The sequence below is a fragment of the Psychrobacter sp. DM8 genome (assembly GCF_051307025.1).
Classification (GTDB): domain Bacteria; phylum Pseudomonadota; class Gammaproteobacteria; order Pseudomonadales; family Moraxellaceae; genus Psychrobacter.
Map to the genome: position 1 here is coordinate 957,251 of NZ_CP195538.1, position 13,781 is coordinate 971,031.

At 44.9% G+C, this 13,781-nt stretch carries 9 protein-coding genes and 2 tRNA genes; 8 read left to right on the forward strand and 3 right to left on the reverse strand.

Going from position 1 to position 13,781, the window contains the following annotated elements:
- Positions 1–145: 145 nt before the first annotated feature.
- A tRNA-Asp gene (locus ACR64J_RS04255) sits at positions 146–222 on the reverse strand.
- A gap of 52 nt (positions 223–274) precedes the next feature.
- Positions 275–350: transfer RNA gene (locus tag ACR64J_RS04260), tRNA-Val, on the reverse strand.
- Positions 351–723: 373 nt separating this feature from the next.
- On the opposite strand from ACR64J_RS04260, the gene ACR64J_RS04265 reads away from it, so the two are divergent.
- The 7 genes from ACR64J_RS04265 (at position 724) to ACR64J_RS04295 (ending at position 10,820) form a co-directional block, all read left to right on the forward strand.
- Positions 724–2,361, forward strand: a complete 1,638-nt coding sequence (locus ACR64J_RS04265) for a cardiolipin synthase (protein WP_435950605.1) — start codon at positions 724–726, stop codon at positions 2,359–2,361.
- Positions 2,362–2,433: 72 nt separating this feature from the next.
- The gene (locus tag ACR64J_RS04270; protein ID WP_435950607.1) at positions 2,434–3,987 is read left to right on the forward strand and encodes a tetratricopeptide repeat protein; all 1,554 of its coding nucleotides are present in this window, start codon (positions 2,434–2,436) and stop codon (positions 3,985–3,987) included.
- A 102-nt stretch (positions 3,988–4,089) separates the two neighbouring features.
- A complete protein-coding gene (locus tag ACR64J_RS04275) occupies positions 4,090–5,649 on the forward strand; it encodes a 3-deoxy-D-manno-octulosonic acid transferase (RefSeq protein ID WP_435950609.1) in 1,560 nt (519 codons plus the stop codon).
- 86 nt (positions 5,650–5,735) lie between these two features.
- Entirely contained in the window at positions 5,736–6,485 is a 750-nt protein-coding gene (locus tag ACR64J_RS04280; protein ID WP_435950611.1) for a 16S rRNA (uracil(1498)-N(3))-methyltransferase, read from the forward strand.
- A gap of 212 nt (positions 6,486–6,697) precedes the next feature.
- Positions 6,698–7,813, forward strand: a complete 1,116-nt coding sequence (locus ACR64J_RS04285) for a Fe(3+) ABC transporter substrate-binding protein (RefSeq protein WP_435950612.1) — start codon at positions 6,698–6,700, stop codon at positions 7,811–7,813.
- Between the two features lie 171 nt (positions 7,814–7,984).
- Complete coding sequence (locus ACR64J_RS04290) at positions 7,985–9,568, forward strand: ABC transporter permease (protein ID WP_435951023.1); 1,584 nt, start codon at positions 7,985–7,987, stop codon at positions 9,566–9,568.
- 64 nt (positions 9,569–9,632) lie between these two features.
- The gene (locus tag ACR64J_RS04295) at positions 9,633–10,820 is read left to right on the forward strand and encodes an ABC transporter ATP-binding protein (RefSeq protein ID WP_435950614.1); all 1,188 of its coding nucleotides are present in this window, start codon (positions 9,633–9,635) and stop codon (positions 10,818–10,820) included.
- Positions 10,821–10,849: 29 nt separating this feature from the next.
- On the opposite strand, the gene ACR64J_RS04300 is transcribed toward ACR64J_RS04295, so the two are convergent.
- A complete protein-coding gene (locus ACR64J_RS04300) occupies positions 10,850–11,758 on the reverse strand; it encodes a methyltransferase domain-containing protein (RefSeq protein ID WP_435950616.1) in 909 nt (302 codons plus the stop codon).
- 263 nt (positions 11,759–12,021) lie between these two features.
- On the opposite strand from ACR64J_RS04300, the gene ACR64J_RS04305 reads away from it, so the two are divergent.
- Positions 12,022–13,743, forward strand: a complete 1,722-nt coding sequence (locus tag ACR64J_RS04305) for an alpha/beta hydrolase family protein (RefSeq protein ID WP_435950617.1) — start codon at positions 12,022–12,024, stop codon at positions 13,741–13,743.
- Positions 13,744–13,781: the final 38 nt, after the last annotated feature.

Consider the following 13,781-nt stretch of genomic DNA (forward strand, 5'->3'; position numbering starts at 1 on the left):
TTACAAACTATAAGTCAGGCTATGTGCACACCGTCGTCAAAGGTAATTGTTAAAAATCGATGATACAAATACAAAAAAACCCCAAACAAGCTAATGTTTGAGGCGAAACTTGCTTAAACCCAAAGGTTTAAATTCGTTTTAAATATGGCGCAGCGGACGGGACTCGAACCCGCGACCCCCGGCGTGACAGGCCGGTATTCTAACCAACTGAACTACCGCTGCTAAGGTCGTACTAGCATCTTGCCCTTATCAATAGGACCCACTTGCTATTAAGTGGTGGGTGATGACGGGCTCGAACCGCCGACATTCTGCGTGTAAGGCAGACGCTCTACCAACTGAGCTAATCACCCTGAGAAGCGTATAAAAAAAGCACTGCTTTTTTAGCTTCGCAAGAGGATTTTCCTTTAGGGGAAAATTCTAGAAATTCTGCATCTAAAAAATGCTATCGAACTTCTAAAAATATAGCCAATCAAGATTGTCACCTCTTAATTAACTTCCCACAACATAAAGACTATCAAAGCCCCTTGCTGTGGGTGTGTATTATATAGACTTAACAAAGCCTGTCAAATATTATTTTGCGCAATTTATAAAATGTTTGTTATAGACGTAAAAAGGACACAAGGAGTAGTCCTTTTATGATGCACGCAAATACGACTATAATGTCGCAGGCTGAATGTTTTGAGTAGCTGCGGTTATGTATTAATGTAGGCTCTCATTTGATCAATGGAGGTAAGTATAGACGCTTGGGATGTAGAGCAGCATTTTGCCACTTGGTCTTGGGGTGATTTTGCAGGATTTGGACTATTACTACACGTTATCCTTATGATAGTGATGACTTTGCGCATTGTATCGGTACAGCGCAATATTGGCGTGTCGATTGCGTGGATCGCTGTGCTTTATACTTTGCCTGTAGTTGGATTTATCGCTTATGTTTTGCTCGGTGAGCCCATGATTGGGCGTCGCTATCGTCAGCGTTTGGAGCAGGCACGCGGGCTGATGAATGACATGGCTAAGCGTGAGCGTTTGGTCTTTGATCAAGGTCAAGACCTGTTGCCTGATCACTACCGCGGCGTCAGTCAAATTGGCACGCGCTGGACGGGATTTGGTGTGTTTGCGCATCACCAAATGCAACTGCTCACCACACCCCATCACATTTTTGGGCGTTTGATTACCGATATTGAGAACGCTCAGCGTACGATATTGCTAGAGTTTTATATCATTTATCCCAAGGGTCAAGTATTAGATATTATACAGGCGCTAGTCTCAGCAGCTAAGCGCGGAGTTGAGTGCCATATATTAGCCGATAGCGTCGGCAGTTTTAGATTCTTTAACAGTACCGAGCACAAACTGCTTGAGCAAGCGGGTGTATTTGTTCATCAATCGCTACCGGTAGGGCTATTCAAAACTTTATTTGTACGCTCTGATTTACGTAATCATCGCAAGATGGTCGCCATTGATGAGTACATTGGTTATATAGGTAGTTTTAATCTAGTTGACCCCGCATTTTTTAAGCAAGACAAAGGAGTCGGGCAGTGGATCGATATGATGATGCGCATTGTCAGCGAGCGGCCAGTCAACATTGCAACCGCTATAGCAAAAGTGGTCGTCACAGATATCGGCGCTGAAAACAACTACAATCTAGATGTGCTCGATCAGCGGGTAAATAACTACACGCGTAAGTTATACGTCATGTCGCCGACTATCAATGATATTAATAGCCGTATAAAAGTCCTAGGTGCAAATCTCGATCTTATAGAGCCGCCTGATACAGGGTCGACGTCTATTGTCATCCCGCAAATGCCTGTTGTAGACGAGGTCATTGCGCAGCTAATACCTTCTGCTCCGCAGGTGACTGCGCATGTCATTTACAACACGCTCGTCACTGTCATTCACCGCGCTAATAAGCGTATTCAGATAACGACGCCGTATTTTGTTCCTGACGAAGCATTATCAGGCGCGCTTGCGACAGCTGCTAAACGCGGGGTAGAAGTGACCCTTATTATTCCCAAAAAGGTGGATTCGTTCTTGGTGCAACATGCTTCGCAAGCCTATTATCAAGAGCTGCTTGAGGCTGGCGTCAATATCGCACTGTTCAAAGGCGGCTTGTTGCATGCCAAAATTGTCGTTATCGATGATGACTATTGTCTATTTGGTACGGTAAATATCGATATGCGCAGTTTTTACTTAAATATGGAGGTCAGCTTGGCGATTTATACGCCGCAGATGGTGGCACAAATTGCAGATGCGCAAGCGACTTATCTACAAAATTGTCGCTTGTTGTCATTGACTGAGTGGCAACAGCGCTCAAGCTATGCGCGTCTATTTGATAATGTTGTGCGGCTGTTTAGCCCTTTATTGTAGTGCGTTGAATTTTACGCTAAGGTAGATTGTTTTTTATCCATTTATAAATACTTTTAAGGAAGTACCTGCCTGATGTCTGACTCACCTTTGACGCCTTTAGATTATATTGCCACAGGATATTGGCAAGACTTTTTAGCTAAGCGTCCTATTGCAGGCGGCTTAGCTTATGAGGCCCTATTAAGAGAGTACAGTTTAGATGAGTCTTTAGCTAGTTTGCAGCGTATCGATACTTTGTTATCACAAATACGGCGCGAACTGATCAAAGCGGATCGTTGGAATGAGAAAAAGATATTATCAGAGGAGCCCTATCGTAACTTACTGATATTTTTGGGATTCTATGCTGGGCGCGTACTGGCGTCAAAGTGGCAACACACCGCGCATTGGTATGGTCAATTTGAATTGCAAAAACGTTATCCTAGTCTTGTATTAACAGCGGATGATTTTTATCAGCATATGGCAGTTGTGTATCGTCAAAATGATAAAAGCGGTGATGATTTATTTTTTCCATTAGAGCCTATAGGACTGCGATTGTTCGGTCATATCGATCGCCCCTTTATAGCGGTACAAGGCGGTCAAGTCGCAAGCGGATTGTATCAAGCGGTCAAAGTGCGTTTGCCTCCTAATGTGCATTTAGATAGTACGTGTTTAGCTAAAAATACACTTGATCAAAATCTTAGCGCTCAATCTTCCACAACAGATGCGCAAATACCTAGTGAGTCAGTTAGTGGTAAGCCAGTTAAAAGTAAGCCGACTAAAAGTATCAAGTCAGATATCAATAACGTCAATGCTGTAAGCGCTAATCAAAACCTAGAACTAGAATCAGAACCAGTAGATGCGCAGAATCTATCTTCCCAGCATCCAGAGAAATCATCTGTAATTGCAACCGATACTCAGGCGTTGAATAACAAAGTGTCTAAAGAAAATGTCTTACCATCGCAATCGACACCTTCTCAACCTAATATAGCGCCTGTTGAGACAAATCTAGAACCAACCATACAAAAACTGCAAGAGCCCAAAGTAATCGTCACCCCTGAGAGGTTTACTCAATTATTAAAAGAGTTAGATGAGATTGAGGTCATACAGACCGCAGGTACGGACGATTACAATCGCGCGCGTCGGGTACTCGATCAATTTGAGCAGCATATTGCTAAGCAAAATAAACCGCGCCACGAGGTTCAGTTCTCAAAGGCGCATCAATTAGCCCGCCAAAAAGCGGTGTCTGTTTTGCACTCTTCAGCCAATGCTGGCAATAGTGCCGCGATGCTACGACTGGCTATGTATGAGCTACTCGGTGAGGGTGTGTCCACAGATAAAGAGACAGGCATGACATCAGGAGTGCGTTTAATCGAGCAAGCGGCGAACCAAGATGACAGCCGTGCTCAGCGTCTACTGAGCAAACTGTATTATCAAGGAGTTGGGGTTGCGCAGGACGTCGACAAGGGTAAGTATTGGCTAGAGCAAGCGGCGGATAATGGTCATAGTGAAGCGGCAAGTGTGGTTGCGCAGTGGCAACAAGCCCAAATGCTCATAACCACACAAAAACAAGAACAACACAGTATCAAGCGTTATCAGGTACTAATCGGCGCTATCATCATTGTCGCACTATTATTAATTATTTTTGTCTAAGACAAAGCGCTCATAAGAGTTGCTACCACTTGTCATAAAATTGCATTAAAATAAGCGCGCTTGTCAAACTCTTCTTTATTCTACCTTTAACTGGGCTATTTTATGCCATCCTCTCATATGTCGCCATCAGACCCAGTAAGTCCAGTACTATCAACCGTGCAGGCCACGCATCAGCCGCCTTTTTATTATCGATTGGTTATTAGCTTATTAAAGCCTCTGTACCGTATACAAGTCTGGCGACGCTCGCACAAGAACGACAACTATCAGCAAGAAGTAGCGCAGCGTTTTGGCAAGCATTATCCGCCGCCTCCAGTATCTCAAAATGCTGCTCATCAATTTGATCTGGTAAACGGGCAGAATAAAAGCAATCAGCAAACTGTTATTTGGTGTCATGCCGTATCTTTGGGTGAGACTAACACTATTGCGCCACTGCTCGATGCCTTACTCGCAAAGGGCTACCAGATCTGGCTGACCAATACCACGCAGACAGGATTTGCACGCGGTGCTAGCCGTTTTGCTAATGATATCGCATCAGGCAGGCTGAGCCACAGCTATGTTCCCGTAGACACGCCTGCGGTGGTCGAGACGTTTTTGGCGCATGTAGAGCCTATTGCTGCACTGTTTGTCGAAACTGAGCTGTGGGCTAATATATTGAGCAAACTATCTGAGCACAAAATACCTAGCATCTTAGTGAATGGTCGTCTGTCTGCGTCCTCTTTTAAGCGCTATCAAAAGATAGAAGCGGTCAGCACGAGCATGATGGAGAATTTGACGCTGATCATCGCGCAAGATGATGAGTCGGCCAAACGCTTTCGTCAGTTAGGTGCGCAAAGCGCGCAGATTCGGGTGGCAGGCTCGCTCAAATGGGTCATAAATACCCCGCAGATCACAGCAAAAAATCCTCAAGCGACAGTTGAGATTGAGGATAAGACAAAAAACAAGGCCTTAAAAAAAGAGTCCAACGTTACATCTGCTGCTAACACAGAACGAGACGCATTAGCGCGTCCCATTTGGGTAGCGGCGAGTACCCATAGTGGTGAGGAAGCAGCAGCTTTGACGTTGCATACACGATTGCTAGCAGAATCAGCGCTTCATAAGGTTTTACTTATCATCGTCCCTAGGCATCCTGAGCGCTTTGATGAGGTGGCAACGCTTATTAAAGCGTCAGGACTGACAATGGCACGGCGTAGTCTTGATGAGCAAATAACTGATCAGACCCAAGTATATTTGGCTGATAGTATGGGCGAGCTCATGCACTGGTATAAGCTCGCTGACGTAGCACTAGTCGGTGGCTCTTTGGTCGATATCGGTGGGCACAATCCAGTAGAGCCTGCTAGCGTTGGGACACCAGTACTGATAGGGCGCTATACACAATCGTGTCAGAGTGTGGTTGATAAATTGGCGAGCGCCGGCGCGCTGTATCAACCCTATAATCCTTATTATCAAGCTATCCATAAGCAGGATCAAGAGGCTTTGGATAATCAAACGACTGACGACACGCTGATTTATGAGCAACTAAAGCTATGGCTTAGTGAGACAGAACTGGCACTTACGGCAGGTAAGGCAGGCAAGACAATGACATTAGAGCAGCAGTCTGTCTTGACGCGGCAACTGTCTATGATTGAAGAAGTTATAAAAGAGTATTCAGCGATAAAGGCTTAGATTACCTTTATCCTTAAAAGCCTTTATGCTTATAAGCATTTATCCTTGAAAGCTTATAAATCAATTTACTGAAAACGGCATTTTACATGAACTGTATTTTATTACCCGCAGCCAATATCACTTTGCCGACTGCAGTCATTGATGATGCTAAGCAGATTGAACATATTGACAAAGTGCTTGGCCTAAAAGTAGGGGATAGCCTAAAAATAGGGCAACTTAGCGGTAATATTGGTAGCGCTATTATTGAACACATAACGCCGCTTCAGATTAGTCTTTGTGGTGTTACCTTGACCGTTGAGCCGCCACCTAAGCTCAATATTAGCGTGGTTTTAGCCTTGCCACGTCCAAAAGTGCTGCGCCGTTTAATGATGGATATGACCGCTTTAGGCGTCCGCGACATCATATTGGTTAACAGCTATCGTACGCAAAAGAGCTATTGGCAAAGTCCAATGCTTGATCGTCTCGATGAGTTTGTACTAGAGGGCTTACAACAAGGCGTTGACACTACTGCGCCTAGTATCACGCTAGAAAAACGCTTTAAACCTTTCGTCGAGGACAAGCTTGCAGACTTAATCACCACAGGCGCTATCGTCGCGCATCCTTATAGTGAAGTGTCATTGACGCAATATATGCAGACGCTTGGCAATGAGACCAGATCTACGCCGCTACCTTCTGTCGTCTGTATCGGTAGCGAGGGCGGTTGGATTGATTATGAGATTGACCTGCTTGCCAAACAAGGCTGTCAAGCGGTTAGCATGGGGTCACGGATACTGCGTACTGAAGCGGCGGTCAATGTAATCTTGGGGCAGTGGTTACTAAGTCAAAACTATCCGTAAACTCAGTTAAAAGCCTACCTTATGTATCAGTAAAACACGTAAACTATAGATAGCAGGTTGTGCTAAATAAATGTATTGATAATTAATCTCATTTAGATTAGTATGTTGTTTTCGGACTTTTGGGTCTGATTTTTTATTTATTTATTGCATTCTATAGATAGCAGCTTCTATCAAAAGCCTCTATAACGACGAGCATTACTGCGGAGATAACCATGTCAATTAGCGCTACGAGCATCAGCTTGCCCTCGACCAAAATTTTATCTGTTGCTGTATTTGGGGCAATGTTAGGATTAGCGGGTTGTAATAATGCCTCTACTCCTGAAACGAGTGTTGATAGCGAGACGCCAGCTACTGAAACTGAGGCTACTGAAACCGTAGCGACTAACAGCAATGAGCCTACGGTAACTGTTTACTCATCTCGTAACGAGCAGCTGATCAAACCCCTTTTAGATCGCTATACCCAAGAGACAGGTATCGAGGTTGAGCTAGTCACTGACAAAGACGGTCCGCTTATGGCGCGCCTGCAAGCTGAAGGTGACAACACGCCAGCCGATATGCTATTGACTGTCGATGCGGGTAACTTATGGCAGGCAGGACAGCAAGGTCTCTTGCAACCTGTCGCATCAGAGGTGCTAACTGCAAACGTTCCTGCCAAATACCGTGATCCAAAAGGTCAGTGGACGGGTTTATCATTACGCGCGCGTACTATATTCTACGATCCAAGCAAAATTGATGCCGAAGAGTTGTCTACCTATGCTGACCTGGCCGATCCAAAATGGAAAGGTAAATTATGTCTGCGCACCTCTAAAAAGGTTTATAACCAGTCCCTAGTCGCCAGCATGATAGAGCACTTAGGTGAAGAGCAAACTGAAGCGGTCATCCGCGGCTGGGTGGATAACCTTGCAACGGATGTCTTTAGCGATGATACCAGCTTGCTTGAGGCAATCGCTGCTGGTCAGTGTGAAGTCGGTATCGCAAACAGCTACTACTATGGTCGTCTGCTCGATGAAAAGCCTGATTTCCCTGTTAATATATTCTGGGCTAATCAAGGTGGAACGGGTACTCATGTGAATATCTCTGGCGCAGGCGTGGTCGCAGGCTCAGACAATCCAGATGGCGCACTGAAACTGATGGAATGGTTGTCATCTGATGAAGCACAGGGTATCTACGCCAGTGCTGATAAAGAATATCCTGTCAAAGCAGGCGTTGATGAGTCAGATATGCTCAGATCTTGGGGCAATTTCAAACAAGACGATATCAATGTACAAAAATTTGGTGAGCTTCAAACCCAAGCTATTCAAATGATGGATAAAGCGGGCTATAAATAACAGTAAAAATAAGAGCAAATAGGGATTATCGGTAATAAAAGCACTCTCCTCTAGCTTTATTTATATACAATAGAGATAGGTGAGGAACATACCGAAAACGTCTTGCAAGGTAATATTATTAATAAGTTAGATATCCGCCAAAAGCGCGCCAGCCGCCGTGACTATACGGTTGTGCAGCGTATTTTATCGAAATCAGTCTTAGGGCTGATTTCGTTGTTTATGTTGGTGCCGATTTTGATCGTGCTGCTATCGTGGACGCAGCCAGTAGCCGATATCTGGACACACATGGCAGATTATGTGTTGCCACAAGTCCTCAAAAACACTGCTATCTTGCTGGTCATAGTGACGCTACTCTCTGGCAGCATCGGAACCATACTGGCTTGGTTAACAAGTATGTACCGCTTCCCAGGACAACGGTTTTTTACTTGGGCATTGATGCTACCACTTGCGATACCGGCTTATGTCTTAGCATTCGTCACGGTAGGTATTGTTGATTTTAGTGGTCCTTTGCAGACTTTTTTGCGTGATGCTGGATTGACGACTGCTATACCATCAGTGCGCAACGTGTGGGGCGCAGGACTGATACTGTCGTTGGCCTTTTATCCTTATGTCTATCTGCTGGCGCGTCAAGCGTTTTTATCGCAAGGACGCCGTGCGATCGAAGCGGGGCAAATGCTAGGATTTAGCCGCAGTCGGGTGTTCTTTAAATTAGCATTACCGCAAGCGCTGCCGTGGATCATTGGTGGGTTGCTACTTGCTTGTATGGAGACCTTGGCGGACTTTGGCGCGGTATCGGTATTCAATGTCGATACCTTTACCACTGCTATTTATAAAGCATGGTTTGGATTTTTTAGTTTAACGACCGCCGCCCAACTTGCCGCGTTATTAATAGGCGTGGTGTTTATCGTCGTGCTCTTTGAGCAATATTGGCAAGCGCGGCGCAGCAACGTAGTGACGCAAGGTAGCAACCGACGTTTTGACAGCAGTAGCGCAAGCAAACTGGCGATGACGCTGTTTTGTACGACCGTTTTTTTGGTTGCGTTTTTGATACCGTTTTTGCAGCTGATTTATTGGACTGCGATGAATTATCAAGAAGATTTTGATGCGCGTTACATCGATTTTGTGACCAATAGCTTGATGATTGCTAGTATGACCACCTTGCTCATCGCGTTTTTTGCTATCATTATCGCTTGGATAAAACGTCAGTATCCAGACAAAACCACCAAGCTTTTGACCACGTTAGCTAACCTAGGCTACGTCGTCCCAGGTACGGTGCTGGCGGTTGGGGTATTTATTCCTATTGCATGGCTTGATAATCAACTCATTGCCTTTGGCATTACCTCAAAACAGTTTCTCTCAGGTAGCGTGATTGTCATGCTGCTAGCGCTATCAACGCGGTTTTTGACCGTTAGTTTTCAGCCTATAGATCGACAACTTCAGCGCTTGACTATCAATCAAGAAGCGGCCGCTAAACTACTTAGCGACAGTCCATTACAGCGCTGGCAACGTGTAGTACTACCAGTGCTCAGTCCTGGCGTGCTTACTGCGCTGCTTATGGGTTTCGTTGAAGTGATGAAAGAGATGCCGATCACGCTTATGACACGCCGGCAAGGCTGGGATACCCTAGCGGTGCGCGTGTTTGAAATGACCAGTGAAGGCATGTGGGCGCGAGCAGCGCTACCTAGTTTACTCATAGTGCTCGTAGGTCTTATTCCCGTTTGGATACTGCTAAGACAAAGCGAAAAACAAGGCTAGTATTTAGCTTCAATATAAATATTCATTAATTACTCTTATTTATTAATAGCGACTGGTGCCATCTATGCCTACCGACTCAAGTTACGACCAACCGCATACTAATAGCACGGCTAATGGTGAGGCGTATTTGCAAGTGCAAGACTTGGTCGTAGGCTATGATGATTTTGTGGTCGTCAAATCCTTGTCACTGGAGTTGCAACAAGGCGAGATCGGCTGCTTTTTGGGTTATAGTGGCTGCGGCAAGACTACCGCACTACGGGCAATCGCAGGTTTAGAGCCGACTCGTGAGGGCATTATCAGCCTAAACGGTAAGCGTTTGACTAAGCAGACCGCGCGCACTTCCTTCGCAGTCGCACCCGCCAAACGCGGTATGGGTATGGTGTTTCAGGACTATGCGCTGTTTGGACACTTGAGCGTCGCCAAAAACATCGCTTTTGGTCTCAATAAGTGGTCATCTGCCGATAGACGCGCGCGAGTAGATGAGATGCTCAAACTCGTTGAGCTGAGCGAACATGCAGATAAACGTCCCAATGAGCTCTCTGGTGGTCAGCAGCAACGCGTAGCACTAGCGCGGGCTTTGGCGCCTAAACCTAAACTGCTACTGCTCGATGAGCCATTCTCAAACCTAGATGTTATGCTGCGTGAGTCGCTAGCGATGAGTGTGCGCGATATCTTAAAGCGTACCAATACTACTGCGATACTAGTCACTCATGATCAAAATGAAGCCTTTGCCATCGCAGATAAAGTTGGCGTTATGCATCGCGGCAAGCTTGTCCAGTGGGCAACGCCAAGCGAGCTTTATCATGAGCCAATCAGTCCTTTTGTCGCAGAGTTCGTTGGAGAAGGGGCGATGATAGATGGCATCATTAAAGAAGGGCACGTCGAGACGGCGCTTGGTGATATTTATCGGCGCATGGAGGTCTATGATGAGACGGGACAATCAACATATTGTGAGTATGACTATCCTAACGGTACGCCCATCAAAGTACTGGTGCGACCTGACGATATCATTCATGATGACGAGAGTACACAGACCGCACTCGTTGTAGGGCGGGTGTTTCGCGGTGCCAACTATCTCTACCGCTTGCAACTCGATGACGGTCAGACGATTTTGTCTTTAGTACCCAGTCATCACAATCACGAGATTGGCTCGCACATCGGTATTTTGCCGATACTTGAGCATGTCGTGGTATTCGATGAAAAAGAAATCAATGCCACGACGTGGTCAGAATATGACCGAGTTAATAGTTAACTCAGTGCTTTAACTTTAATAATAAACTATCAAAAATAGCGACGCGCCAAGATATGCAAGTAACGCCCCATACGCTTATAGGGCTCTTGATTTGAGTAGCATAGCTCCATTCGTATCACATCTTCAGGGTTGTTATGACCGCCGCGTTTAAGCGGAGCATAATCATGAAACACGCGCAAGCCACTCTCTAACACTATTTGATAGTCATGCTGCTGTAGCCACGATTCTACCTCTACCTTGGCAACGGGATGATTGGGCGTCAGGCTTTTTTTGTTGTCCGCTTTGTAGCCGTCATCCTCTAGTAAGCTATCTAACAAATTAAAATTACCCATTATCAGATTGCGATAAACGAAACTGGCTGGATTATAAAAGCATAAAGATAGCGCGCCATTACTTGTCAGCTGACGACCAAAAAAATCCATAATCTCGCGAGGATTCGCCAGCCATTCAAGCAGCGCATGACATACAATGAAATCAAATTTATCCGCGTCATTATTGTCATCATCTATTATCTTGTCAACAGCAAGTTTGTCCTCTAACTGCTGATAAGGACAAGCGTGCCACGTGATATTATCTAAAGTATCCTGACAGGTGATGCTGTCTTTAGCTTTATCCAACATATTCGCTGATATATCGTTAATGACGACAGTATGACCCAAAGCTGCCAGCTGGGTCGCTATTTGCGCGAGTCCTGCGCCTACATCCAAAACACGTAAGGGTCGCCCAAGCTCGTCGCTCATATTTTCGACATATTCAAAGATATCGCGTCGCAACACCGCTAATCTTATATCGCCTTTTAGGCCGCCATAGACTTTTTTTGCAAAATGATCAGCGACATCATCAAAACTGCGATCCGCTCGCTTGTCTTGTGATTCTGGCTCTACTGAATTTATCGTTTGACTCGTGCTATGTTGATGCGTCTGGCTTTTATTGTGCATAATAGTTGGGTCTTTATTTGTTGTTCTATCAAGAAGTGGCTTCTATTTCTCGCGCTACAAGATTTAGTAAAATAAAAGTGAACGGCAAGGATATTATACCAGTAGCTTTTGAAGTTTTTTTACGGTATAAATAATGACGCCTATTGACTAAGTTATAGATAATTAAGCTTTTAATTGCTCGTTATCGAATGATAGGCTGATGCACTTTTACTGCCAAGGATTTTAGGCAATTATCTGCCCAACTCATGCTAAGGACAGCACCTATGATTATACCCAAATCCACCTCTGTTAATACACCTACTATGACTCGTTGTATCTTATCGGTCGCTGTTGCCAGTAGTTTACTGCTAGTAGGCTGCGGGGATGATAACGACTTTAATGAAAGAATAACCGATAATTCAGACATTAGTGTTGAGTCTATTAGTGAATTTAATCGGGCAACAATAGATGGCGCATTTAGTGCAAATGATCCGTCAATACCTGATGCTAAATGTGACATCAAAATAGAAAAAGTCACTTATAAAACTGAAGGCGCTGCTGGCGAAGATACCACTGCAACCGCAGCCTTGATGTTGCCTAGTAGTGATAATGCGGACTGTCAAGGTGATCGTCCTATCTTACTCTATGCTCATGGTACCACAACGGATAAAGACTACGATTTTGCTCAAGTCGGTAATCCACAAAACCCAGCGGTGGGTGAAGCAACTCTAATCGCGGCAAACTTTGCTGCTCAAGGGTATATCGTTGTCGCACCTAACTACGCCGGTTATGATGAGTCAGATCTCGATTATCATCCGTATTTGGTCGCTGAGCAGCAGTCTACTGATATGATCGATGCATTAGAGAGTGCACGCGATATCATTGATGATGAACAGGACAATAATAATGCAAATTACACTGGTATTGAGGATTCTGGTAAGCTGTTTATCAGTGGGTACTCACAAGGTGGTCACGTAGCTATGGCCACAGCTAGAGCGTTAGAGCAAGATGGCGAAACAGTCACCGCTATCGCACCATTATCTGGCCCTTACGCATTAGCAGCGTTTGGTGATGCTATCTTTTCTGGCAACGTAAACATCGGCGCTACGCGCTTTGCGCCATTATTGGCAACAGGTTTAGAGAAAAAATACAAAGATATTTATCGTAATACTACAGATATATTTAGCAGCCAATATGCCAATACTAAGTTGCCAAGTTTGCTTACCTTTGATGAGTTAGTGGATGCTGGTAAATTACCTGAGTTTGCGCTATTTGAAGCAAAGCCTACCGGCAATACTGTACTTGATGCGCTACCAAGAAGCCCACTACCTTTTGCATCGATAGGATTTAGTGATACCAACTATCTTATCAAAACTGACTTTAGAGCGGCCTTTGTTACTGATGCATTAGCCAATCCTGATAGTTTGATCGCAATGACAGGTGCCTTACCAGCAGCGAACCCACAAAACAACCTTCGTAAAGCGTTAAAAGATAATGATTTGCGTGGATATATTCCAAAGATGCCAACATTACTGTGTGGGGGCAATCAGGATCCAACAGTATTTTATGATTTAAATACAGGGTCTATGTCTGCTATATTGCAACAAGCAAGCGCTGCGCCCTCTGCTAATTTAAACATTACCGTTCTGGATGTAGATGCGACCAATGATGATGATCGCGACCAAAATACGGTTACTTCAATCGGTAGTGCTATGAGTAATGCTTGGATGAGTACCGATACTATTGATAATATTCAAAGTAGATTTGCCGCAAGTTTGACCGCTGTGCAGAATCGGGCTATAGCAAATGCTAGAGCAGCAGGGGTAACTGATCCTATACTATTAGCGCAAGCTGCAGGCCAGGCGACACTGGCAAACTATCACGGTGCACTTGCAAGCACTGCCTGTACTCAAGCGACGCGCGAGTTCTTTGAGCAAAACTTTAATCAAACGGCTAACCAAGAAGACAATGATAGAGTGATTCAAACGCCGCTTAGAATGAGCTAATCTTCGATAAACTCATAAATATTAAGCAAACGAAAAAC